This is a genomic window from Phocaeicola abscessus CCUG 55929, from assembly GCF_000312445.1.
GTDB lineage: Bacteria > Bacteroidota > Bacteroidia > Bacteroidales > Bacteroidaceae > Phocaeicola > Phocaeicola abscessus.
Map to the genome: position 1 here is coordinate 207,966 of NZ_HE997185.1, position 24,676 is coordinate 232,641.

18 protein-coding genes and 1 pseudogene are annotated in these 24,676 nt (G+C 46.5%); 11 read left to right on the forward strand and 8 right to left on the reverse strand.

The window, feature by feature from the left end; all coding sequences use genetic code 11:
• Positions 1 to 3: 3 nt before the first annotated feature.
• On the reverse strand, positions 4 to 2,331 hold the full coding sequence (locus BN102_RS08915) for a transglycosylase domain-containing protein (RefSeq protein WP_019208789.1): 2,328 nt from the start codon (positions 2,329 to 2,331) through the stop codon (positions 4 to 6).
• Between the two features lie 159 nt (positions 2,332 to 2,490).
• On the opposite strand from BN102_RS08915, the gene pyrB reads away from it, so the two are divergent.
• The 5 genes from pyrB (at position 2,491) to BN102_RS08940 (ending at position 6,541) form a co-directional block, all read left to right on the forward strand.
• Positions 2,491 to 3,432: an aspartate carbamoyltransferase gene (gene pyrB, locus BN102_RS08920; protein ID WP_019208790.1), complete on the forward strand. Its 942-nt coding sequence runs from the start codon at positions 2,491 to 2,493 to the stop codon at positions 3,430 to 3,432.
• An 11-nt stretch (positions 3,433 to 3,443) separates the two neighbouring features.
• Positions 3,444 to 3,905 (forward strand): aspartate carbamoyltransferase regulatory subunit, encoded by a 462-nt coding sequence (pyrI, locus tag BN102_RS08925; protein ID WP_019208791.1) that lies wholly within the window; start codon positions 3,444 to 3,446, stop codon positions 3,903 to 3,905.
• The gene (locus BN102_RS08930) at positions 3,902 to 4,468 is read left to right on the forward strand and encodes a flavin reductase family protein (protein ID WP_019208792.1); all 567 of its coding nucleotides are present in this window, start codon (positions 3,902 to 3,904) and stop codon (positions 4,466 to 4,468) included. Before pyrI ends, BN102_RS08930 begins: the two co-directional genes overlap by 4 nt.
• Positions 4,469 to 4,538: 70 nt before the next feature.
• Positions 4,539 to 5,819: a serine hydroxymethyltransferase gene (glyA, locus tag BN102_RS08935; protein ID WP_019208793.1), complete on the forward strand. Its 1,281-nt coding sequence runs from the start codon at positions 4,539 to 4,541 to the stop codon at positions 5,817 to 5,819.
• A 38-nt stretch (positions 5,820 to 5,857) separates the two neighbouring features.
• A complete protein-coding gene (locus BN102_RS08940) occupies positions 5,858 to 6,541 on the forward strand; it encodes an OmpA family protein (RefSeq protein WP_019208794.1) in 684 nt (227 codons plus the stop codon).
• A gap of 37 nt (positions 6,542 to 6,578) precedes the next feature.
• On the opposite strand, the gene BN102_RS10945 is transcribed toward BN102_RS08940, so the two are convergent.
• A complete protein-coding gene (locus BN102_RS10945) occupies positions 6,579 to 6,740 on the reverse strand; it encodes a hypothetical protein (RefSeq protein ID WP_019208795.1) in 162 nt (53 codons plus the stop codon).
• A gap of 191 nt (positions 6,741 to 6,931) precedes the next feature.
• Here BN102_RS10945 and BN102_RS08945 point away from each other — a divergent pair, with 191 nt between their 5' ends.
• On the forward strand, positions 6,932 to 7,339 hold the full coding sequence (locus BN102_RS08945) for a hypothetical protein (RefSeq protein ID WP_019208797.1): 408 nt from the start codon (positions 6,932 to 6,934) through the stop codon (positions 7,337 to 7,339).
• 124 nt (positions 7,340 to 7,463) lie between these two features.
• On the opposite strand, the gene BN102_RS08950 is transcribed toward BN102_RS08945, so the two are convergent.
• Entirely contained in the window at positions 7,464 to 8,261 is a 798-nt protein-coding gene (locus tag BN102_RS08950; RefSeq protein ID WP_019208798.1) for a DUF6261 family protein, read from the reverse strand.
• 600 nt (positions 8,262 to 8,861) lie between these two features.
• Positions 8,862 to 9,479, reverse strand: coding sequence for a trimeric intracellular cation channel family protein (locus BN102_RS08955; RefSeq protein ID WP_019208800.1), 618 nt, complete (start codon positions 9,477 to 9,479; stop codon positions 8,862 to 8,864).
• A gap of 82 nt (positions 9,480 to 9,561) precedes the next feature.
• On the opposite strand from BN102_RS08955, the gene BN102_RS08960 reads away from it, so the two are divergent.
• Positions 9,562 to 10,650: a UDP-N-acetyl glucosamine 2-epimerase gene (locus tag BN102_RS08960; protein ID WP_019208801.1), complete on the forward strand. Its 1,089-nt coding sequence runs from the start codon at positions 9,562 to 9,564 to the stop codon at positions 10,648 to 10,650.
• Positions 10,651 to 10,657: 7 nt separating this feature from the next.
• Here BN102_RS08960 and BN102_RS08965 read toward each other — a convergent pair whose 3' ends face one another.
• Positions 10,658 to 12,040 carry a DUF3078 domain-containing protein gene (locus BN102_RS08965; RefSeq protein ID WP_019208802.1) on the reverse strand — a complete coding sequence of 461 codons (1,383 nt, stop codon included), beginning with the start codon at positions 12,038 to 12,040 and terminating at the stop codon, positions 10,658 to 10,660.
• Positions 12,041 to 12,213: 173 nt separating this feature from the next.
• On the opposite strand from BN102_RS08965, the gene BN102_RS08970 reads away from it, so the two are divergent.
• The 4 genes and pseudogenes from BN102_RS08970 to BN102_RS11305 form a co-directional block, all read left to right on the forward strand.
• Positions 12,214 to 13,815 (forward strand): CTP synthase, encoded by a 1,602-nt coding sequence (locus BN102_RS08970; protein WP_019208804.1) that lies wholly within the window; start codon positions 12,214 to 12,216, stop codon positions 13,813 to 13,815.
• Between the two features lie 19 nt (positions 13,816 to 13,834).
• Positions 13,835 to 15,709, forward strand: a complete 1,875-nt coding sequence (gene yidC / locus BN102_RS08975; protein ID WP_019208805.1) for a membrane protein insertase YidC — start codon at positions 13,835 to 13,837, stop codon at positions 15,707 to 15,709.
• 16 nt (positions 15,710 to 15,725) lie between these two features.
• Positions 15,726 to 17,846, forward strand: a complete 2,121-nt coding sequence (gene dpp5 / locus BN102_RS08980; protein WP_036787839.1) for a dipeptidyl-peptidase Dpp5 — start codon at positions 15,726 to 15,728, stop codon at positions 17,844 to 17,846.
• Between the two features lie 243 nt (positions 17,847 to 18,089).
• Positions 18,090 to 18,220 (forward strand): annotated as a pseudogene (locus BN102_RS11305) (IS30 family transposase); the annotation flags it as partial.
• Between the two features lie 346 nt (positions 18,221 to 18,566).
• Here BN102_RS11305 and BN102_RS08985 read toward each other — a convergent pair.
• The 3 genes from BN102_RS08985 to BN102_RS08995 are packed head-to-tail and all read right to left on the reverse strand — an operon-like array spanning position 18,567 to position 24,468.
• Positions 18,567 to 19,595, reverse strand: coding sequence for an endonuclease/exonuclease/phosphatase family protein (locus BN102_RS08985; protein ID WP_036787841.1), 1,029 nt, complete (start codon positions 19,593 to 19,595; stop codon positions 18,567 to 18,569).
• 4 nt (positions 19,596 to 19,599) lie between these two features.
• Positions 19,600 to 21,135, reverse strand: a complete 1,536-nt coding sequence (locus BN102_RS08990; RefSeq protein WP_036787843.1) for a SusD/RagB family nutrient-binding outer membrane lipoprotein — start codon at positions 21,133 to 21,135, stop codon at positions 19,600 to 19,602.
• Positions 21,136 to 21,147: 12 nt separating this feature from the next.
• A complete protein-coding gene (locus BN102_RS08995) occupies positions 21,148 to 24,468 on the reverse strand; it encodes a SusC/RagA family TonB-linked outer membrane protein (RefSeq protein ID WP_036787923.1) in 3,321 nt (1,106 codons plus the stop codon).
• Positions 24,469 to 24,676: the final 208 nt, after the last annotated feature.

The window sequence follows — 24,676 nt, forward strand, 5'->3', positions numbered from 1 at the left end:
GCATTATTCGAAAATATCATCTAAACCTTCGTTGGACGTAGTATTAGAGGCAGCATCGAGGATATCGCCGCACGGGTCAAAGCCTTCCGGTATCTGGAATGTTTCCTCCTGCGAATAGCCCAACGCCTTATCCGCATACACCTTTTGCATATAAAGTCCCCATACGGGCAAGGCCATCGAAGCCCCCTGCCCGTATAACATCGAATCGAAATGAATATCTCGATCCTCGCCGCCGACCCACACGCCGCTCACCAGCGAAGGGGTAAATCCCATGAACCAGCCGTCGGAGTTATCGTTCGTCGTGCCCGTTTTTCCTCCCATATCAGCGGTAATATTATAAATCCGGCGGATGCGATTGCCCGTCCCTTCGTTAATGACGCTCCTCAGCATGGTGAGCATCTTATAAGTCGCATCTTCGCTGATCACTTCGCTCATCTGCGGAGCAAAGGTAGCGACGGTGTTTCCCTCGTTATCTTCGATCCGGGTGACGAACAGCGGAGCCGTACGAATACCGTGGTTCGAAAAAGCGGTATAAGCGCTCACCATTTCACCCACGGAGATCTCGCAAGAGCCCAAAGACAGGGCGACCACCGGATCGATCTCCTGATTCATCACGCCGAAAGAATGAATCAGGCGAACCAGCTGATAAGGACTCAATTTGCCCATCAGATAAGCCGTCACCCAATTATCCGAATTGGCTAATCCCCACTTTACCGTCACCATTTCGCCGTATCGCTTGCGGTTCGCGTTGCGGGGCGTCCATGGCCGGCCGTCTTCCGTCATCAGCGTCTGCTCCACATGTCGCACCATATCGCAAGGCGAGAAGCCGTTCTCCATCGCCAAGGTGTATAAATACGGTTTGATGGTAGACCCTACCTGACGCCGACCCACCATAGCCATATCGTACTGGAAGTAAGTGTAGTTCGGACCGCCTACGTATGCTTTCACATAGCCCGTATGGGGATCCATAGACATGAAGCCCGTACGCAGGAAATGCTTGTAGTAACGGATCGAATCCATCGCCGTCAAAAGGGTATCGATTTCGCCCTTATAGGAGAAAACGGACATTTCGTGCGGCGTATCAAAAGCCTTTGCAATCTCGGCTTCGCTCTTTCCTTCCTTCTTCAAATAGCGATATAAATCCGTCTGATGCATCGAACGGCCTAAAATAGCTTTTACTTCTTCGCTCGAAATCTGATTGGTGAACGGAGCGTTCTTACGGCGTTTCTTCTCTTTGAAAAACAAGGGTTGCAAATACCCCGCCACATGTTCGTTCACCGCTTCCTCAGCATATTGCTGCATGCGCGAATCGATCGTGGTATAAATCTTCAGGCCGTCGGTATAAAGGTTATAATTAGTCCCGTCTTTTTTCTTGTTCTTGGCGCACCATCCGAACAGCGGATTATTGATCCATGCAACCGAATCTTCGTAATATTGCTGACCTTCCCACGCCAAATAATGACTTCGCACCGGTTTCTTCTTCGTCATCAGGATACGGAGGTATTCGCGGAAGTAAGTGGCCAACCCTTCCTTATGATCCACCCGACGATAATGCAAAGTCAAAGGCAATTTCTTCAGCGAATCGGCTTCCGCTTTCGTCAAATCTCCTGCCTTGCGCATCTGCTCGATTACGACGTTCCGCCGACCTTTCGCCCGTTCGTTGAATCGGCGGGGATTGAAGAAAGAAGGGTTCTTGCACATGCCCACCAACGTGGCAGCTTCTTCTACGTTCAACTCTTTCGGTTCTTTCGAGAAATAAGTATTCGCCGCCGTTTTAATCCCCACGGCGTTATTGAGGAAGTCGAACTTGTTCAGATACATCGTCAGAATTTCCTCCTTCGTATAATAACGTTCCAGCTGAACGGCGATAACCCATTCGATCGGTTTTTGAAGCAGACGCTCCATCACGTTGTCGGCTATCGGCGAATAGAACTGCTTCGCTAACTGTTGGGTAAGCGTACTGCCTCCTCCGGCATTCCGTTGCATCAAGACGCCTCTCTTGATCAAGGCGCGAAAAAAAGCTTTCGCATCGATCCCCGAATGCGCTTTGAAACGAACGTCCTCCGTATCGATCAAAGCCTTGATCAGAAAGGGCGATAAATCCGCATAACCCACATACACCCGATTCTCCTTACTGAGCGACCAAGTGCCCAACAGTTGCCCGTCGTCCGAAATGATTTGCGTAGCAAACTTGAGATGGGGATTTTCCAAATCCTCCACCGGCGGCACATACCCGATCCATCCTTTGGCGATGGCGGCAAATATAAGCGCAACGCTCAAGAAACACAATCCGAACAGGGACCATCCGATAGCTATCAATCTCTTTCTCATTTTTTCCGTTCACCGATAATCATGGCACAAATGTAATAAATTTAGTTCGAGAAAAATCCCTTTTGCAGAAAGTTGTTCGAAATATCTGCATAACTTTCGTCATTTTATTTTTTCTCTCTATCTTTACACGCCGAAAGCTGTCTTAAAACAAATGCGCTCATGGAAAACAGAAGCTTAGTTTCTATCGCTCAATATTCGAAAGAGAAGATTCTCTACATGTTGGATATGGCCAAAGAGTTCGAAACGAAACCCAATCGTAAATTATTGGAAGGCCGTGTCGTAGCGACCTTGTTCTTCGAACCTTCTACCCGCACCCGGCTCAGCTTCGAAACGGCCGCCAACCGCTTAGGTGCCCGCGTCATCGGCTTTACCGATCCCAAGGTGACGAGCTCTTCCAAAGGCGAAACGCTGAAAGATACCATCATGATGGTCAGCAATTACGTAGACATCATCGTTATGCGCCACTACTTGGAAGGCGCTGCCAGGTACGCCAGCGAAATAGCTCCGATCCCCATCGTCAACGCCGGCGACGGAGCCAATCAGCACCCCTCGCAAACGATGCTCGACCTCTATTCGATCTACAAAACGCAAGGCTCTCTGAACGGCCTCAACATCTATTTGGTGGGAGATCTGAAATACGGCCGGACAGTGCACTCGCTGATCCAGGCCATGCGTTTCTTCAACCCGACTTTCCACTTCATCGCCCCCAGGGAATTAGCCATGCCGGAAGAGTATAAACAGTTCTGCCTCCAGCACGAAATGCCATACACGGAACATACCGAGTTCAACAAGGAAACGATCGCCGACGCTGACATCCTCTACATGACCCGTGTTCAGCGCGAACGGTTTACCGATTTGATGGAATACGAACGCGTTAAAAACAGCTATATCCTGAAGAACGACATGCTGAAACATACGCGCCCCAACTTGCGCATCCTCCATCCGCTGCCTCGCGTGCACGAAATCGCCTACGATGTGGACGAAAATTCGAAAGCCTACTATTTCCAACAGGCGAAGAACGGCCTCTATGCGCGCGAAGCCATCCTCTGCGATGTCTTGGGCATCGCACTGGACGATGTGAAAGCGGACGGACGTAAATAAACGTGAAAATCATGAACGAAAAGAAACCCAAATTGTTGGTCGCCGCTTTAGAAAACGGAACGGTTATCGATCACATCCCCTGCGACAAGGTGTTTACCGTCGCAACGCTCTTAGGATTGCAGGATTCCGATTCGAAGATCACCATCGGCAACAACCTGAACAGTGAAAAACTCGGCAAGAAAGGCCTGATCAAAGTGGCCGACCGCTTCTTCACCGACGAAGAAATCAGCCGCCTCTCCGTCGTCGCCCCCTCCGTAAAGCTGAATATCATCCGCCATTACGAAGTGGTGGAGAAGAAACAAGTGGAGATGCCCGAAGAACTTCGCGAAATCGTCAAATGCGCCAACCCGAAATGCATCACCAACAACGAGCCCATGCCTACGATCTTCCACCGGGTCGACAAAGCGCGTCGCACCTACAAATGCCATTACTGCGAAAAAGAACAAAATTTAGATAATATGACTTTATTATGAAACAAGATTGGAAACCGGGAACCATGATTTATCCACTGCCTGCCGTACTGGTCAGCTGTGGAAGCGCTCCGGAGGAATATAACATCCTGACTGTATCGTGGGTCGGGACGATCTGCTCCGATCCGGCCATGTGCTACATTTCCGTACGTCCGGAAAGGCACTCCTATCCTATCATTAAGAAAAATATGGAGTTCGTCATCAACCTCACCGATAAAGCGCTCGCCTTCGCTACCGATTGGATCGGCGTCCGCTCGGGGCGCCGCTTCAACAAGTTCGAAGAAATGCGCCTCACGCCGGGAAAAGCCCGATACGTCAGCGCACCCCTCATCGAAGAATCGCCGTTGAACATCGAGTGCAAAGTCAGAGAGATCATCTCGTTGGGTTCGCACGATATGTTCATCTCAGAAGTCCTGAACGTGAAGGCCGACGAAAAGTACCTGCAAAAGGAAACGGGCAAATTCGAACTGGCCGAAGCCGGCCTGATCGCCTACGTGCACGGAGGCTATTTCGAACTCGGAAAACAGATCGGCAAATTCGGATGGTCCGTCGAAAAAAAGAAATGAAAAATGCTCCCGCCCCGAGTATTTTGATTAGCTTTGTAAAAATCCTTGTAACATTTAAACGTAAAAAAAGATGAAAAGAGACGAATTGATTTTTGACATCATCGAGAAAGAACACCAGCGACAACTGAAAGGCATGGAACTCATCGCTTCCGAAAACTTCGTCAGCGATCAGGTGATGCAAGCCATGGGATCGTGCATGACAAACAAATACGCCGAAGGCTACCCCGGACACCGATATTACGGAGGCTGCGAAATAGTCGATCAAAGCGAACAAATCGCCATCGACCGCCTGAAAAAAATATTCGACGCCGAATGGGTCAACGTACAACCGCACTCCGGCGCGCAAGCCAACGCCGCCGTGTTCCTGGCCGTATTGAATCCCGGCGACAAGTTCATGGGGCTGAACCTCGATCAGGGCGGTCACCTCTCGCACGGATCGGCTGTGAACACCTCAGGCATCATCTACGCGCCCTGCGCTTACAACCTCGACAGAGAAACCGGTCGCGTGGATTACGACGAGATGGAAGCGATCGCCCTGCGCGAAAAACCAAAGATGATCATCGGCGGCGGATCCGCCTACTCCCGAGAATGGGATTACCCACGCATGCGCGACATCGCCGACAAGGTCGGTGCCATCTTCCTGGTCGACATGGCGCACCCGGCAGGCCTGATCGCCGCGGGCCTGCTGAACAATCCGCTGAAATACGCGCACATCGTCACCTCGACCACCCACAAGACGCTGCGCGGACCGCGCGGAGGCGTCATCCTCATCGGCAAGGATTTCGAAAACCCGTGGGGCAAGAAAACCAAGAAAGGCCAAATCAGAACGATGTCGCAATTGCTCGACTCGGCCGTCTTTCCCGGCATACAGGGCGGACCGCTCGAACACGTCATCGCCGCCAAAGCCGTAGCCTTCGGCGAAATACTCCAGCCGGAGTTCAAAGAATACGCCGCACAGGTGAAGAAAAACGCTGCCGTCTTGGCGCAAGCATTGATGAAGCTCGGGTACAAAATCGTATCCGACGGCACCGACAATCACTCCATGCTGGTCGACCTCCGCACCAAATTCCCCGAACTGGACGGAAAGACGGCGGAAAATGCCTTGGTAGCGGCCGACATTACCGTCAACAAAAACATGGTGCCCTACGATACCCGCTCCGCATTCAAGACCTCCGGCATCCGGCTGGGAACACCCGCCATCACCACGCGCGGCGCCAAAGAAGAGCTGATGGTCGAAATCGCAGCGCTGATCGACGAAGTGCTTTCGCATGTTAACGATGAGAAAACAATCGTAAAAGTGCGCACGCACGTCAACGAGGTGATGAAGAATTATCCTATCTTCGCTTATTAATTCGATTCAATCGAGTAATCATTTAAACAAAAGGAAGGATGAAAAAGACAAAAATGACAGCGCTGCTGCTGAGCGCGGCGCTCCTCTTCGGCGGTTGTAAAAACATGAACAACACCACGAAAGGCGGCCTGATCGGCGGAAGCGGAGGCGCAGCCATCGGTGCGGTGGTAGGTGCGCTGATCGGACACGGAAAAGGCGCGGCCATCGGCGCGGTGGTGGGTGCTGCCGTAGGGACGGGCGCCGGCGTGGTGATCGGAAAGAAAATGGATAAAACCGCTGCCGAAGCCGCTCGCATCGAAGGGGCGCAGGTGGAACAGGTAACCGACAACAACGGCTTGCAGGCGGTAAAAGTAACCTTCGACTCCGGTATCCTCTTCGACTTCAACAAGAGCGATTTGAGCGCGCAGGCCAAGCAGTCGTTGACGAAATTCTCCGCCATCCTGAAAGAGAATCCGACACTGGACATCGCCATCTACGGCCACACCGACAAGGTCGGCTCGTTGGAGGCTAATCAGAAGGTATCCACCAACCGGGCGAACGCCGTGGCTTCGTATTTGAAATCGATGGGCGCGAACGCTTCCCAGTTCAAATACGTCGAAGGCAAGAACTACAGCGAGTACGACGAGTCCAAGTCGGCCAAAGAGAACAGGCGCGTGGAAATATTCATGTACGCCAGCGAGGAAATGATCCGACAAGCAGAAGCGGAAGCGCAAAAATCGTAAGCCGACAAGCGACGCGAATTGGAGAAGAGAGGAGCCCCTACCCGTAGAGACGCCTCTCTTCGTCTTTGTAGCCCGTACCGAAATCGCCGCGCCGATTCTCGGCGAACGAATCGAACCCATAAAAGGCCTCGCTAACCGATCGGCCGAATCGTGTAGGGACGACAGAAAAAAAATACCAGATCGTCTTGAATCTATTCATCTTTTTCCTTAACTTTGGACTCCGAACGGATGCCTTTAAGCATCACACATAGAACAAAATAAAAAAATTTAAACTGACTGGCTATGCAAACGACTGCTCCACCCGACAGAAAATGCGCCTCTAAATCCATCATGGAGGCGTGTCCGAAGAATGAACCCAATTATTTCCAAACGAATTAAATAATTATAGCGATGAAAAAAAATCTAATGACGATTACTATCCTCCTTTTGCTAATGGCAAGCATAAGGTGCAGCGATAATGACTACATTCCTCCTCCCAATCCTAAAGAAGCCATTCTTGGGAAGTGGATACTTATTAAACGTGGAGATTCTCCGTGGATACCTCAAGGCTATAACGAATTCCTACCGAATGGGGTTTACAGATTCTATGATTTTAAGACCAAATCCATAGTATATTCTCAATATATAATTACTGACAACGATATATTGCACGTAGTTCTTGACAACATCGAAAATACTGTTGGCAAAGAATTTCTATCCGGTAATTCTTTTCTCTTTTTTTATAAAGATAAAATGAATATACATCCAAGCGATATGATGATAATTTCTATTGATCGTACTTATAAACGAATTAAATAATTATAGCGATGAAAAAGAGACTTTTACTTACAATGGCAAACCTGCTTAATACGCTGAAAAAAGCGTATCAACAGACAGAGAGTTGTCGAACCGATACCTCTCTGTCTGTATTCTCGCATCGGTATCAAAAACCGCCGTCGGTTTGATCCCCCTTCGTACTGCCTTCCTCCGGCACCTCCTTATCGTCCCGTTTCTTCTGTCCCAGGCTCAGGTTGTAGGCGGTCTTCGCCTCGCCGATGAGCTGGTTCATGCGGAGGATGAGCGATTCGATCGCGGTTCGTACCTCGGGTGTACCGAGCACGTAGCTGGCGAAGACGTAACAGCAGACCAGCTCGTAGGCAGCGTCGGTTCGGGGGCGGATTTCGCGCGCGGAGGGTAGCTTGCCTTCCACGCGGAGGGTCATGCGTTCCGTCTGCAAGTCTTGGTACTCCTTGTTCACCGTTTTCAGTCGGGCTACCGTGGGCGCCAGGCCCAATTTCTGCATGTCGGGCTTCGCCTCCGTTTTGTCCAGATCCTCCAAGAGTCCGATGACGTGCAGCGTTTCGGCGTCGCGCGCCTCGCTCTGCAAGCCTTTGTAGGGGTCGACGGCGTAGCCGATGCGTTCGGCGGCCTCTCTGGCCTCGTTATCGACGCTGTTGAGCCGTTCGTTGCTCACCGTGTTGAAGAGGTAGCTCAACAGTTGGTCGCGCTCCTCGTCTTTTTCCTGCATTCGTTTGGAGAGGATGCTCGCGGTGGCTTCCCGGTTGATGGAGACTTCGATGTCGATGTACTCGCGCCATTCTTTCAGCAGCGCGTCGCTGAGATGCAGGGTGGCAAGCTCTTCGCCCGCGATGAGGGCGTGCATGCGGTTGTGGAACTGTGCGTGCAGCGCATTGGGATACTTGCTGCAATTCTTTCCCTCGATTTTCAATAGTTTTTCCATGACAATTGTTTCTAAATAGTTTATAATGACCGGCGTGCGGTACACCGGTAGTCAAAGTCCATTTTTGATTCTGCCGCACGAAGCGACGGGAATGAAAATCCGTTTTCGCCGCCGCCGCTTCGGTTGCAGGGAGTTAAAATCTATTTTTAGTCGTTGCAACGTATGCGGCACGTATACAAATCCGTTTTTACCGTTTACGACGCATGCGAAAGGTATAGATATCCGTTTTGGCTGCTTACAACGTATGCGACAGGTATACAAATTCATTTCAACTGCTTGCAACGTATGCGGCACGTATACAAATCCGTTTTTACCGTTTGCGACGCATGCGAAAGGTATAGATATCCGTTTTGGCTGCTTACAACGTATGCGACATGTATACAAATTCATTTCAACTGCTTGCAACGCATGCGGCATGCATACAAATCCGTTTCTACTCTCTGCAACCGAAGCGGCAAGACTGGAAATCTTTTTTCACCTCGTGCAACCGACCCGCCGGAGGTAAAACTCCTCGCTCCTTTCCGCCGGCCGGTCGGACAGGAATCGAGCGATCGGCGCACCCGTTCGCCGAGCTTTTCCGGCGGCACGATACAAAGCTAATCATTTTTCCGTTTCTCCCTTCAAGGTCGGGAGACAAATATTGTATCGCACGGCTATGACCCGAGTCAGGAAGACCGAACCTCCGGCTACGATCTGGCATGCCGTATGCCCGACTCCCAACGCCTGGAGCATCCAATACACCAACCCGCCGAGCACGCAGGCCACCGCATAGATCTCTTTTCGGAAGATCAGGGGAATCTCGTTGATGCACACGTCGCGAATCACGCCCCCCGCTGCACCCGTGATGCTTCCCATGATGATGGCCACGTAAAAAGGAAATCCTTCCGAGAGGCTGCGCGTCACGCCTACGACGGTGAAGAGTGACAGGCCGATACTGTCGAAAAAGAAAATGGTGTTGTTCATCGTGATGACATACTTGCCGAAAGCGATGACCCAGAACAGCGCCAACGCCGTACAGATCAAATAGACGGGCGATTGCATCCAGGCCGGGGTAAGTCCCAGGAGGATGTCACGCAGTGTGCCGCCGCCGATAGCCGTGGCGAAACCCACTACGTAGGCCCCGAACCAGTCGAACCGCTTAGCCGACGCCAGGCGAATGCCGCTGATAGCGAAAGCGAACGTCCCCGCAAAATCCAATAGTTGTACGAACGATACCATGCTGCCTCATTTTTCGAAAACAAATGTACGCAATTAATTCCAAGAAAAACGTATATTTGCCCTATCGAAAACGTTAAATCGAATGAAAATAACCATCATCGCCGGCGCACGGCCGAACTTCATGAAGATCGCTCCCCTGATGCGCGCCATCCGGCATTCGAAAAATACAGGCAAGCGCATTTCCGCACGCCTCGTCTATACGGGCTCGGCCGACGACCCGAGTATAGAACCTTCGCTGTTCGACGATCTGGACATGCCGCAACCCGACGCATACCTGCGCGTGGACGAGACGGATTTTTTCAAACGGACGGCCGGCATCCTCACCGCTTTCGCCGTCGAGCTGAAACGACATCCCGCCCACGCGGTAATAGTGGTCGACGACTTCACGCCGACGATGGCCTGCTCGATCGTAGCCAAGAAAATGGGCGTCAAAGTCGTCCACCTGGTAGCGGGTACCCGCTCTTTCGACACCGATGCGAAAGAAATAAACCGAATCGTCACCGACAGCCTGTCCGACATCCTCTTTACCGCAGGGATGGCGGCCAACCGCAACCTGTCGAACACGGGGACCGAACAGCGACGCGTGTACCTAGTAGGCAATATCCTGATCGATACGCTCCGATACAATCTGCCGCGCATGCAACGGCCCGTATCGTTCTCCATCCTCCACGTGAAGGATGGCGAATATGTACTCTTGACACTAAACCGGCGAGACCTCGTGCACGACGAGAGAAAACTCAGAAGCCTGATGGAAAGTATGCTGGCGAACACGTCTCTGCCCATCGTCGCCCCGCTGCACACCTACGTAAGAGATCGCCTCGAAGCGCTGCTGATCCGTTCCGACCGGCTACACCTCCTCCCTCCCCAGCCCTGCCTTTCGTTCGGATACATGGTGCGTCATGCGAAAGCCATCCTCACCGATTCGGGCAATATCGCCGAAGAGGCCACCTTCCTGCATATCCCCTGCATCACGCTCAATACGTATACCGAACATCCCGAAACGATTTCGAAAGGCACCAACTGCCTGGTGGGCGAAGATCCCGAGCAACTGAAAGAGGCGCTCGACAAACTGCACCGCGGCGCATGGCCCGAAGGACAATTGCCCGAACGTTGGGACGGCCATACGGCGGAACGGATCGTTACGACCTTGCTGCACGAGTGCGGGGAGTAACTCCTCCTTACCACGTGTAATTCAGACCGAGGCTGAACAATTCCTGGAGTTGGAAGTAACTGTGCTTCCCTTGGGAGAGCACTACACCGTCGTCGAAACGAGGATTGACGAAAAGCTTCGCCGAGAGATACTTCGTAAGTTTGAAGTCGATGGTATTTTCCCAATTCGCAATGATCTTCGCATAGGTGGTAAAGTATTCCAGGCGAGAAATCCAATTCACCGTCGGCGTAACCTGCCAGTTCAACTCTCCGATGAATTTCGAACCGAAGAGATTCGCCGTCTTATGTCCGCTTTCCACGTTAAAAGCCTCCGGTTTGACGATCTTGCGATTGCTGATGTACATAAATGTATAAGCCAGGGGAGAAGTCAACAGCGAAAGCGTGTAATTCGCACCCGATCGTTTGTAATCCATACCGAGCGTCACATCGAATTCCGCCGGCGAGAGGAAATTCGAGATCATGAGGTTGGTATTGGTGGTATAGTTGGCGAAGAATTGCGTTTTAAACTCGGCGGCAAGGGTGTAATACCAATATTTCCATGCCTGCACGCCTAATTTGCTGCTCATGCGCAACAAATCCGTATTGGTTTTGTAGCTGTGGACAGTATCGGAAGGCGCGGTGATGAATCCTAATTTCGCTTCGAATTTATTGTCCCACTGCACCTTCTGTCGGTCGTTGTAATTCGCCTCGAGCGTCAAGCCCGACAGCAGAGAGACGGTACTTTCACCGCCTTTATACCAGTTGCCTGAGATATAGTTTTGCGAGAACTGCGCATAACCGTTGCCTTTCTTTGTCCAAAAATTCGGGCGGATGACGACCAGTTCCTTTTCCGTCTTTACATTTCTGACGCTTTCCTTCGGTTCTACGTAATCCATCACTTGTTCGTTGCGGGGTATACTGACCTTCTTCTCCTCGTCCAAGGGTTTGGCGTCAGCCAAATAGAGCTCGTTCCCCTTTACCCGGTCGGGATATTGCAGGTAATAGTTCAAAAGGATCCGGTTTACCCATCGGTCGACCTGTTTCTTCTTCTTCCCGTTCGGCCATTCGGAGAGACCGATCGAATCGGGTCGCGCATGATACAGGCTGTCGGCCGCCCTGTTCCTGGGAAAGAGCTCGCCGGGACACCAGTCGATGGCATACGCCTGCTGCGTCACGCCGAAATAAAAGGTGGGCGGAACGAAGAGTTTGTAAAAATCGGGATTCGGCTTGAGTTTGGGCATCGGCACGTTCGGATCGTCCCACAGGCGGAAATAAGCGTGATAGGATGCGGACAGGTTTCTTAACGAATCGGAATAAGCTTTCAATATATCTGCGGAAGATGAGGCGTTCTGAGCCGACAACGACGAGCAGACCATCATCCCTAACATGGATACGATCACATTCTTTCTCATAAAACCGTTTAGTCTGTAATTTTTATTTCAGACAAAAGTACGTCAATTTTTCCACAATCGCTTCGAACTGTCGCAATTTTATCGCGATCTTCGTAATTTTTAGCGATAAACTCCCGTTATACGAAAAAGATTTCGTATGTTTGTCACTCAAAATAAAGAAAACAATAAATATCATGCAAGGAGAAACAAAATACATCTTCGTAACGGGAGGTGTGGCCTCTTCGTTGGGGAAAGGTATTATCTCATCGTCCATCGGAAAGCTGCTGCAAGCCAGAGGATACAACATTACCATTCAGAAATTCGACCCGTATATCAACATCGATCCGGGGACGCTCAATCCCTACGAACACGGCGAATGTTACGTGACCGTCGACGGCCACGAAGCCGACCTCGATTTAGGGCATTACGAACGTTTCACGGGTATCCGGACGACGAAGGCGAACAACGTCACGACGGGACGCATTTACAAAAGCGTGATCGACAAGGAACGCCGCGGAGACTATCTGGGGAAAACCATCCAGATCATCCCTCACATCACCGACGAGATCAAGCGCAGCATCAAACTGTTGGGCACCAAGAATCATTTCGACTTCGTCATTACCGAGATCGGCGGAACAGTGGGTGACATCGAATCCCTCCCCTATCTGGAAAGCATCCGTCAGTTGAAATGGGAAATGGGGAAGAACGCCCTGTGCGTCCATCTGACGTACGTCCCCTATCTGGCGGCGGCCAAAGAGTTGAAGACAAAACCGACCCAACATTCCGTCAAGCAACTGCAATCGGCAGGTATTCAACCCGATATTCTCGTGCTTCGGACAGAATACGATTTGAATACGAATCTGCGTAAAAAAGTCGCTTTGTTCTGCAACGTGGAAGAGAAAGCCGTCGTACAATCCCTCGACCAACCGACGATTTACGAAGTCCCCCTGCGCATGCAAGAACAGGCGCTGGATACCACGATCTTAGAGAAAATGGGGTTGCCGGTGGGCGAAACGCCGAGTTTGGGACCGTGGAGGGAATTCCTCGAACGACGGCATCGGGCTACCGAAGCGGTAAAGATCGGATTAGTAGGTAAATACGACCTGCAAGATGCGTATAAATCCATCCTGGAATCTATTTCGCAAGCCGCTACTTACAACGATCGGAAAGCCGACGTCAAGTTCATCAACAGCGAAAAGCTGACCGACGAAAATGTCGCCGTACAACTGGGCGATAGAGACGGCATCATCATCTGTCCGGGATTCGGCCAGCGGGGAATCGAAGGCAAACTGACGGCAGCCAACTACGGGCGCACACACGACATCCCCACCTTCGGCATCTGTTTGGGCATGCAATGCATGGCCATCGAATTCGCCCGCAACGTATTGGGATTTGCCGATGCAAACAGCCGGGAGATGGACGAAAAGACCCCTCATAACGTCATCGATATCATGGAGGAACAGAAATCCATTACGAACATGGGAGGAACCATGCGCTTAGGCGCTTACGAATGCGTCCTCAAGAAAGGATCGAGAGTCTACGAAGCTTATCGGAAAGAACATATTCAGGAACGCCATCGCCATCGGTACGAATTCAATAACGAATACAAGGATGCCTACGAAAAAGCCGGCATGAAATGCGTCGGCATCAATCCGGAATCGGACCTGGTCGAAATCGTAGAAATCCCCGCGCTGCGCTGGTACATCGGCGTGCAGTTTCATCCGGAATACAGCAGCACCGTATTGAAGCCTCATCCGCTGTTCCTTTCGTTCATCAAGGCTGCAATTACAAAATAATATTTTAACGAAAAAGTAAATGGACAAAAATACACTCGTAGGATTCGTGCTGATCGGGGCAGTGCTGATCGGTTTCTCGATCTACAACAAACCGAGTAAAGAAGATTTGGAAAGGGCACGACGCTATCAGGACTCCATACAGGCCATTCAAAAGGAAACCACCGCCCAACCGCAGTCGACGCCGACAGACTCTTCCGCCCGGTACGAGGTTCGAACAGATTCTACCTCCGCTTTTTATCATGCCGCCCGTGGCGCAGAGCAAATCATTACGCTCGAAAACGAACTGGTTTCGGTGAAGTTGACCAATAAGGGAGCGAGACTCTGCGAGGCCACGCTGAAAAAATACAAAGACCAGAAAGGCGAAGCGCTACAACTCTTCGACAAGGACGATATGCAGATGAACTTCGCTTTCGAAGGGAAAAACGAAAACATCCTGACCGACGATCTGTATTTCGAACCGATGAACCTGACGGACAGCACCGTCACCATGCGCTTGCCGACCGATGGAGGCGGTTATTTCGACTTCGATTACCAATTACTGAAAGACGCCTACGTGGTGAACCTCCGCATTCAGGCCAGGGGATTGCAGAATTTCTTCCCCGCCGCACAAAAGTCGATCCATACCAGCTGGAAACAGAAGATCCGCCACTTGGAAAAAGGCTACAGCTTCGAGCAACGCTATACCGCCCTTACCTACAAACGGGCGGATCATGATTCGGACAAGCTGAGCGAAACGCGGGAGAGTAGCAAAACATTGACCGAACCGCTCGACTGGATCGCCTTCAAGGGACAGTTCTTCTCTACCATTTGGATCGCCAACCAGAGTTTCAACGAGGTAAACCTACACTCGAAAGTCGAAACGGAAGGAAGCGAGTACATGAAAGATTACGCGGCCGATATGACCACGTTCTTCGACCCCTCGGGGAAAGAACCGACCAACATGCAGCTGTATATCGGCCCCAACCAGTTCAACATCCTGAAAGCGACCAATCGACTCTGCACATCGGAAAAGAAGTTAGAACTGGAAGACCTCGTCTATTTGGGGTGGCCAATCATTCGCTGGATCAATCGCTGGTTCACCATTCCGCTGTTCGACTGGCTGTCCGGATGGGGTCTTTCGATGGGACTGGTATTGCTGTTGATGACGATTATCGTCAAAGTACTCGTCTATCCGGCCACCTACAAGTCGTACATCTCTTCGGCAAAAATGCGGGTGCTGAAACCGTATATGGACAAAATCAACGCGAAGTATCCTCACAAAGACGACGCCTTGAAAAAACAACAGGAGATGATGGCGCTCTACAACCAATACGGCGTAAGCCCGATGGGCGGATGCTTGCCGACGATCATTCAGATGCCGGTCTTCATGGCTTTGTTTTTCTTTGTTCCGAATGCGATAGAGTTACGGCAGCAAAGCTTCCTGTGGGCGAACGACCTTTCCGCTTACGACGACGTCATTCGCTGGGGAACGAACCTCCCGATCATCGGCGATCACTTGAGCATCTTCTGCATCCTGTTCTCCGCATCGAGCCTGCTCAATACGGTTATCTCCATGAAGATGCAGGATCCGATGAACCAGCAACAACAGATGCCTTTCATGAAATACATGATGTATCTCATGCCGATCATGTTCTTCTTCATTTTCAACACGTACTCGTCCGGTTTGAACTATTACTATTTCATCTCTGGTTTGATCAGCATCCTGACGATGGTCGTACTGCGCAAGACGACGAATGAAAAGAAACTCCTCGAAAGGTTGGAAGCCAACAAAACCAAAATCCAACAGAATAAATCGGCGAAAGGCACGCGCGGCGGATTGATGGCCAAGTTGGAAGCGCTCCAGAAGGAACAGGCGCGCATCGAACAAGAAAGACAGAGGAAACTGAAAAAATAATATCATTGTAAGACGTATGAACAAAACATGTTTAGTCCTGATGACAGCAGCACTGTGTATGTCTTCCTGCAAACGGGAAGCGAAGCAAACGGAACAGATTCCGTTTATCGGCAAACAAGAAGTGAAGGTAACGAACGGGCGCATGACCCCCGAAACGCTTTGGGCGATGGGACGAATCGGCAGCGCCTCGGCCTCCGACGACGGTAAGAAAGTGGCCTATACCGTAGCCTATTACAGCGTTCCCGAAAACAAAAGCCATCGTGTGATCTATACGATGAACGCCGACGGCAGCGAAAACGCCATGCTCACTAAAACACCTTTCAACGAAGGCGATCCGCAATGGATTCGCCACGGAACGCAAATCGCCTTTCTCAGCAACGAGAGCGGAAGCAATCAAATCTGGACGATGAACGCCGACGGCTCCGGCCGACGCAAGGTTTCGTCGTACGACGGCGACATCGAAGGCTTCACTGTCTCGCCGGACGGCAAAAAAGTATTGTTCATCGCCCAGATAAGCAATGGGAAAAGCGCTGCCGACAAGTATCCGGATTTACCCAAGGCGACGGGTATGGTGATAGACGATCTCATGTTCAAACATTGGGACGAATACGTCCTGACCATCCCCCACCCTTTCGTAGCGGACTTCGACGGCGATCACCTCGGCGAAGCGTACGACATCTTGGAAGGCGAACCCTACGAAAGTCCAATGAAACCCTTCGGAGGCATGGAGCAACTCGCCTGGAGCCCGGATTCCAAATACATCGCTTACACCTGTCGAAAGAAAGTGGGCAAAGCCTATGCGCTGTCTACCGACTCGGATATTTACCTTTACGAACTGGAAAGCCGACAGACTGTCAACCTCTGCAAACAGGAAGGCGATGCCGACCGAAACAGAGGTTACGACACCAATCCGAAGTTTAGCCCCGACGGGAAATACATCGCCTGGCAGAGTATGGAGCGCGACGGCTACGAAAGCGACCGCAACAGACTTTGCGTGTACGATCGGGCTTCGAAGACGAAAACGTACGTCACGGAAACGTTCGCAAGTAACGTGGACGACTTCTGTTGGAACAGCGACTCGCAAAGTTTCTACTTCGCAGGGGTATGGCACGGTACGACCATGATTTACAGCACCAATTTAAAAGGGGATGTAAAAAAACTGACCGAGGGTTGTTTCGATTACGTTTCCGTAACCTTGTTGGGCGACAAAATCTTGACGAAACGCCACTCCATGAGTGCAGCCGACGAACTGTACGCCCTCGCTCCTGCCGACGGAACCGTGGTTCCCTTGACTCACGAGAACGATGCGATCTTCAATCAGCTGGCCTTGGGGAAAGTAGAGGAACGCTGGATTCGGACAACCGACGGCAAAACGATGCTGGCATGGGTGATCTATCCGTCCCGCTTCGACCCGAACAGGCAATATCCGGCGCTTCTCTTCTGCGAAGGCGGCCCGCAAAGTCCGGTAAGCCAGTTCTGGAGCTATCGATGGAATTTCCAGATGATGGCTGCCAACGATTACCTCATCATCGCGCCCAACCGGCGCGGCCTTCCGGGATTCGGCATGGAGTGGCTGGAAGAAATCAGCGGAGATTATGCCGGGCAATGCATGAAAGATTACCTGTCGGCGATTGACGATATAGCCCAAGAACCTTACGTGGATGCCGATCGCTTGGGCTGCATCGGGGCGAGCTTCGGAGGGTATTCCGTGTACTGGCTGGCGGGCAATCATCGCAAGCGTTTCAAAGCCTTCATCGCCCACGACGGCATCTTCAACGTCGAACAACAATATTTGGAAACCGAAGAACTCTGGTTTACGAAATGGGATTTGGGCGGCCCGTATTGGGAACGCCACAATGCCGTAGCTCAAAAGAGCGTAGCCACCTCTCCGCATCGATACATCGAGAATTGGGATACGCCTATCCTTTGCATTCACGGTGACAAAGACTATCGCATTCTATCGTCGCAGGGGCAAGCGGCGTTTCAAGCAGCAGTGCTGCGCGGTGTTCCTGCCGAACTGCTGCTCTACCCCGACGAAAATCACTGGGTGCTGAAACCGCAGAACGGAATCCTATGGCAACGTACGTTTTTCGCGTGGCTGGACAAATGGTTGAAAAACAACCCACCGCAAAATTAGAAAATAAAAGAAGAAGAGACTGCCGAAATGAAGATTTTGCGCAGTCTCTTTGAAATATGTAGGATTACTCGCTCGAAAGATCAAAAATCAAACAGATTAGGGACGTTTTATGTTCATTCGATTCAATCGCCCATCCCGATAAGCTTCCGTCGTGATTCCGAGTCTTTCCATACCTTTCCCGGCAATATCGAGAAAAGATGGTTGACCACACTTCGACAAGACCTAAAAGCGAATTTAGAGCCCCCCAAAAGTACGAATATAAGTACTATTACAGATAGAAAAATAAAGATGATACAAGCTAAAATCAATAGAAGACTCAGAAAAAATTAAACTTCTCCACACCAAAGAAGGAGTTTTACAAATATTATGCGTAATATTGCACTTGCTGGTTGACTCTTTATTTTTCTGCTCGGATGTAAATTCTTTGCAAAAATCATCTGCCATACAATAAATCTCTGTAACTTTAGACTCTGTAAACATAGCGGTAATTGTTTAAATGTTATTATTGGACACTATAAATTTAATACTTTTATCGCCATGTCACTAATAATCAGAAATATATTCGAGTAAGTTATATCGAACTCACGTTACTTATATCTGCAAATTAGTTCCGGATTGCTACTAAAGTGTATATGCTAGAATATAACAAAGGCGACCATACTTTCGTGCAGTCGCCTTCCCCACTTAAATATTTGCCTATAAGTAAAAATTAGGCTTTACTTATTTAAAAGTAAAAGTAGCTACTATCCCATTATGGTCTGTTGGCCATACAGAAACAGGTGGAATGATAGAATCATTCGTAATGGATTCTATCCTTTCTCCTTTAATTATCGTACCTTTTGGACCGCAAATAAAAGTATTCTCTATATTCAATTCTTTTGATGGATAGAAGTAGATGTAATCTATTCTATCACGTTCGTCAGCTTCAGGAGCCCATACTAATTTTTTTACATTTACAGTCATGTTATTAGCAGGGAAAGTGAATCCTGGATATTCTATTGGATCAGGATAACTTTCGCGATAAGAATCTTTGAATCCTGCTTTTTCCAAAAGAGTTGAACAATTCCAAGGGATGATAGCCCCATTATGGTCAAATAAGTTTGCTGTCTCTTTTGTCCAGTCTAAATGAGACGGTTCATTAAAGTCGCCTCCAATGAAAATTATGGATTCTTTCTTTATTTCATCTTGAGCATCTTTAATTGTTGCTTTTATGGCTTCATCACGTTCCGAAACTTCATTACAAATAATAATAGAATCACTATTGGTTACAATATGGTCCATTTTTGAAAATTTATTAGGATCATAGCCTCTAGGAAGTAAACAAGCATAATTCAAGTAATCCAAATGAGCCGAGTAAAGAACAAATCGTCGCCCTTTAATGTTGATAACAGCTTTAAGAACAGATCCGTGGTCATCACCATATGGGTATACATAATTTTGTTGCTCAATAGGATATTTTGATAAAATTCCGGTGCTAACACTTGAATCAGCATAGTATACTAATTGTTTTTCCTTAAGTGCATTGACTAATCTTTCCATAAAATTTGTTCCATGATAATTTCTGACTTCACTGAGAGTCAATAAATCTGGTTGTATGGTATAGATTTCATCTACCAAACCTTCAAATCCATTCGGCACTTGTGTAGTCTCACCCCAAATATTCAGTTGCATTACTTTTAATGATGTTTCTGATTGGCATCCAAATAGAATAAAGGTTAAAAGAAAGATACTCTGATATATTTTTTTCATAATTTTACTTTAATAACCACATTACATTATTTGGAGTATCCTCACCGCTATATTGGCTTTGAATAGCCGACTGGATATTATCTTTATTTTGAGAATACTCGTCTTCTGGGTACATCCATCTTAACGGGAGCTGAGTTGTTACTTCATTCATATTCGTTTCGGTGTTAATTGGAAGTACTGGATATCCTGTACGACGATAGTCGAAATATGAATTATAACGAAGCTGGACATATGAACCTATTAATTTTTGAGTCATTATTTGTTCAAGTCCTTTATTAGCGTCGAATGCTGCAGGACCGGCTAAATAATCATCGATGTAGTCATCATTAATAGTTACTCCATGTCTATATTCTTCTGGTGTATTATTTGTTGTAAACATCATAGCTGCTCTAATTCCTTTATCATAATGTTCTTTGGCTGTTAATGGTGTTTTCCACCCTCTCAATGCAGCTTCGGCTAAAATAAATTGCAACTCGGAATAAGCTATAAATTTGATTGGCTCACCTTGTGCCAAACGGAAATAGCGTTTATTAATAGATGAATGTAACCCTTCTGTATATTCCTGTTGAATTTTTCCGAAAGTCATAGTACAATCTACTCCACTGTAAGCATCGTAGCTATCTTCTTTAGCGGTTAGAGCAGTTGCAGGCTCGCAATAATAAAATATTCTACGATCATTCAATTCTTTCATCTTATTGATAAAGAAAGAAGTCATGACAGGATACATCCAGTAATTCTGGTTGAGATAATAGAAAGGATACCATTGGGCCGATTTCGAAGCACTATATGTTCTCATGAAGCTGTCTGCTTCACTTGTCATCAAAGGTTTATTTGCAAACTCTTCAAACATCGATTGGACATTAATATCACCTACTGCTTGTTTTTTACTTATCATGTTCAAGACTCTCAGTGTAAAGGTGTTTACCATTTTCTGCCATTTAGCAGGATCTCCGTTATAAATAGGGTCACCATTGAAGGTAGAAGCATTACTAAACAGTTCCGAAGATTCTCTTAATTTTTTTAATACTGCATTGAAAACTTCTTCTTGTGTATCATATTTTGGAGATAAAATACCACTATCTTCACCTTGAAGGGCTTCACTGCATGGAATATCACCAACTTCCATAGTCAAGCCATAGAAAATATATGCTTGCATAAAGTCGCTTAAAGCAGTATAAGCATGCTTTATTCCTTCAGACATGGATTCATTGGCATTAGCTATTTCAACCATTTTTTTCATATTAATCAAGTATGAATAATAGCTATATGGTATAAAATTATCGTAATAGGCATCCAAGCGTTCAAATTTGTTATACATGTACCACTCCATATGTTCTGTCATCATGGTAGTCTTTACTATGTACTCGTCACCAAAAAGCCATTTACTACTTTCACTTTTTGTAATAGCAAGAATAGCATCAGTAGCTAAGAAGGCAGGAGTAACAGTTGATGGAGTATCCGGATTAGTATTGATATCATCCATGCTTCTGCAAGAGCCAATAGTTAATATCACAAACAGTAATAATATAATTTTTTTCATTTATTTTCCTCCTTAAAATGATAAGTTAATATTAAAACCAATATTTCGTGGAGTTGGAGAGTTTAAGTTTTCTTTACCACGATCAGGATCAGAGTATTTAAAAGCTTTAGTCCACATTAATAAATTTTGGGCAATGATACCTACCTTTAAACTCTTCATTCTTATCTTATTTATTAAATTGGTTGGAACATTGTAGTTGAGGGCAATTTCACGCAATTTGATGAATGATGCATCAAGAATATTCTGCTTGGCATTATGATCCCATGAGTTTTCATTGTAAATAGTAATATAGTTTTGATATGATACAGGGACGTCATTTGCAGCAAAAACACGATCGTCACTAATAACTTTTCCGTAAGGATCATAAGTTGCAGAACCGCTTGTGACTTTAACACCTTGTCCAACATAATTTTGCAATCCGTTAACAACTTCATCATAACGCCACTGGTTATCGCTATCAGGATGCGTTCCTGAGTTCCACATTGATTGTTCAGTCCAGGAAAACATCTTTCCTCCTAAGCGTCCGTCAATAGAAATATCTAAAGAGAATTCTTTATAAGCGAAAGTATTACTGAATCCTATAATCATATTAGGATCTTTATTTCCATCAATAGTATAGAATTTGTTTTTAACAGGTAAACCTGCTTGATGAATGATATTGCCTTTGCTATCTCTTGCCCAATCTATAATGAAATACTGGTCAGTTCGTTTACCTACGCTGATTCTTGGATCTTGTGAGCTATATACGGGATCCATTTTTGCGAAATACCAATGGTAAAATGATAAATTGATTGTTGAATTCCAAGAGAAATTCTTACTTACAATAGGCTTACCGGTAATTGTAAATTCCATTCCTTTCTGTCTAAGCTCCTCTCCTGTATTTGTAATAACAGTACTAAAACCAGAAGTGGAAGAAACTGTCGCATTAATCAATCTGTTTGATCTTAAACGAGTGAAGTATGTATAATCAAATCCTAATCTGTTACCAAAAAACCTTAGATTCGTACCAATTTCTATGGATGTTTCTTTTTCAGGCTTACAATTAGGATCTCGCATGCTGCTTGGATAATTTGCACTTGATAATCCATCCCATACGTCAATACTTACATTATATATCTGATTAATGTCGTATACACTCAAATCTTTTTTTGCAACAGTCCAAGATGCTCTGATTTTCCAAAAGTCCAGAACATCTGAAATAGGATTATAGAAGGAAGTAGGAACAATGCTTAATGAAGCAGATGGATAAAAATACGATCTAGAATTCGAAGGTAAGGTTGAAGACCAGTCATTACGTCCAGTCAAATCTAAATAAATACCTTCTTTCCAAGCCAAACTTAATTTTCCATAAGCACTATACAAAGCTTTTTCCTCAATTGTTTTTTTGACACTAGGACGTTCAATTGAAGAGTTTAGTGAGTAGAAACCTGGGACAGACAAACCACCTCGTGTAGCGGCATATATGGTTTTGTCTTTATACCAATAGGTAGAGCCACCGACTAAGGCATCAATTGTAAGATTATTAACTTTATATTTACCAGAAAGAATAAGATCATTGTTAAAGCTCTCACCGGTATAGTCTCCATATGCATACCATCCAAGACGTTCTCCACTATCACCAATAGATTTACGTTGTTCCTCATTATTGTTATAGTTATCATAACCAGAACGTAACATTAATTTTAAATCTTTGGTAAAATCGTACGTTATCGTTCCACTTCCTGAAAATAAGTTTTTATCATATTCATCTATACGTTCATAAACAAGATAGTATGGGTTATCATACCAAGCGGAATACATCCAATTTTGCTTTTGATCTTTGACTGCCCAATAATTGCGGTAATCGCGAATATCATACTCTGTTCCTGTCCAAATGAGCATATTGTAAAAGATATTGCCATTACCATAGTTTACTTTTGGCATATTTGGAGCTTTTTCTTTTTTGTATGATAAGCTGGCATCAACAGTTAATTTATTAAATTTGATATTACCAGATCCGTTTACTATATATTTATTAAGGGAGGTGTTTGGGTATTGTCCGTTATAATGTACTTGTGTTGCGCTTACACGGAAGCCTCCATTTTTACTTGCTTGGGCAACGCTTATGTTGGTATTTGTAACTAAAGTAGAGCGGATGAAATTTTTTATGTTATTTTTTCCTCTTGATAGTAACGGATAGCTTTTTATTGCCATCGTTTCTGGATCGTATTGTTCCACTTCATGTCCATCCATATAGTCTCCCCATACAAATCCACTACCATATTCTAATTTACCATAGTTTCCAGCACTATAACTATGTTGCGTTTCCGGCATTCTTAAATATCCAGTACTGAACATAGTGTTATTGGAGGCGTTAACTGTGAGAGTTCCTTCTTTATCAGCCTTTTTAGTAGTGATCATTATCGCACCAGTTCTTCCTCGTTCTCCATAAAGTGCAGAAGCTGTAGCTCCTTTTAGTACATCGATGCTTTCAATATCTTCCGCACCAAAGTCGTTGATACTAACATTGCCATAAGCAATACCATCCACAACAATTAAAGGGCTTTCTCCACGCAATTCCAATGTAGGTTTTTCTGCTATCTCAGAACTATTGAAAATAGTGAGACCAGAGATTTTTCCTGTTAAGCTTGTAGATACATCTACACCTTTTACTGCTTGAAGTTGATCACCCCCAATTTTTTGAACAGAATAACCTAAAGATTTTTCTTCACGTTTCAGACCTAAAGCGGTAACAACAACTTCATTAAGTACTTTGGTATCTTCTGTTAATGTAATATCAATTATTTTTTTGTTAGTTGTGCTTACTTCCACTGATGAATATCCGATATATGAAACAATAAGAATAGCATTGTTTTCTATGTTTAGAGAATATTCTCCGTCAATATTTGTTATTGTTCCATTAGTTGTTCCTTTTTCAAGGACATTGGCTCCGATGATAGGGTCTCCGTTTGAATCCAGGACTTTTCCTGAGATTGGGTGCTTAGTCTGATCTATTTCAAAAACTGATGCAAGTTTATTTTGATCACTTACACCTTTTTTAGTGAGAATAATTTTTTTATCTAATACAAAATAAACGACATCGGTGCCAGCAAAGAGCCTATCCAAGATTTTAAATACATTTTCATTTTTAGTGGAAATAGAGACAATTCGGTCGACATCAACGTATTTATTGCTAAAGAAGAAATCAAAATCGGAATTGTTCTCAATTTCTTTAAGAACAGATTTTACCGTTTGATTGGTCACAGTAATACTGAACTCCGTCTTTTGCGCATAGGTATCATTAGCGTATGCTAAACTGATGGAACATATTAAAAATAATACACAAAGTTTCATACACAAAGATATTTTTTTGAATGATAGTCTCATTGACTTTATCATCCAATTTGTTTGGTCAATAAAAGATTTTTGCATAATTTCGCAATGCCTTAGTTATTAAAAATGGATTACTTAATTGCTTGTCGCCAAACAAGCGGATCGATTTTTCCATACGATTGATACGCCAATATCAATCGTATGCTTTTTTCATGGTGGAATTTTTCTT

Coding starts and splice junctions, on each gene's coding strand:
- BN102_RS08915 (WP_019208789.1), bottom strand. CDS start 2,331: ATGAGAAAGAGATTGATAGCTATCGGATGGTCCCTGTTCGGATTGTGT.
- pyrB (WP_019208790.1), top strand. CDS start 2,491: ATGGAAAACAGAAGCTTAGTTTCTATCGCTCAATATTCGAAAGAGAAG.
- pyrI (WP_019208791.1), top strand. CDS start 3,444: ATGAACGAAAAGAAACCCAAATTGTTGGTCGCCGCTTTAGAAAACGGA.
- BN102_RS08930 (WP_019208792.1), top strand. CDS start 3,902: ATGAAACAAGATTGGAAACCGGGAACCATGATTTATCCACTGCCTGCC.
- glyA (WP_019208793.1), top strand. CDS start 4,539: ATGAAAAGAGACGAATTGATTTTTGACATCATCGAGAAAGAACACCAG.
- BN102_RS08940 (WP_019208794.1), top strand. CDS start 5,858: ATGAAAAAGACAAAAATGACAGCGCTGCTGCTGAGCGCGGCGCTCCTC.
- BN102_RS10945 (WP_019208795.1), bottom strand. CDS start 6,740: ATGAATAGATTCAAGACGATCTGGTATTTTTTTTCTGTCGTCCCTACA.
- BN102_RS08945 (WP_019208797.1), top strand. CDS start 6,932: ATGAAAAAAAATCTAATGACGATTACTATCCTCCTTTTGCTAATGGCA.
- BN102_RS08950 (WP_019208798.1), bottom strand. CDS start 8,261: ATGGAAAAACTATTGAAAATCGAGGGAAAGAATTGCAGCAAGTATCCC.
- BN102_RS08955 (WP_019208800.1), bottom strand. CDS start 9,479: ATGGTATCGTTCGTACAACTATTGGATTTTGCGGGGACGTTCGCTTTC.
- BN102_RS08960 (WP_019208801.1), top strand. CDS start 9,562: ATGAAAATAACCATCATCGCCGGCGCACGGCCGAACTTCATGAAGATC.
- BN102_RS08965 (WP_019208802.1), bottom strand. CDS start 12,040: ATGAGAAAGAATGTGATCGTATCCATGTTAGGGATGATGGTCTGCTCG.
- BN102_RS08970 (WP_019208804.1), top strand. CDS start 12,214: ATGCAAGGAGAAACAAAATACATCTTCGTAACGGGAGGTGTGGCCTCT.
- yidC (WP_019208805.1), top strand. CDS start 13,835: ATGGACAAAAATACACTCGTAGGATTCGTGCTGATCGGGGCAGTGCTG.
- dpp5 (WP_036787839.1), top strand. CDS start 15,726: ATGAACAAAACATGTTTAGTCCTGATGACAGCAGCACTGTGTATGTCT.
- BN102_RS08985 (WP_036787841.1), bottom strand. CDS start 19,595: ATGAAAAAAATATATCAGAGTATCTTTCTTTTAACCTTTATTCTATTT.
- BN102_RS08990 (WP_036787843.1), bottom strand. CDS start 21,135: ATGAAAAAAATTATATTATTACTGTTTGTGATATTAACTATTGGCTCT.
- BN102_RS08995 (WP_036787923.1), bottom strand. CDS start 24,468: ATGAAACTTTGTGTATTATTTTTAATATGTTCCATCAGTTTAGCATAC.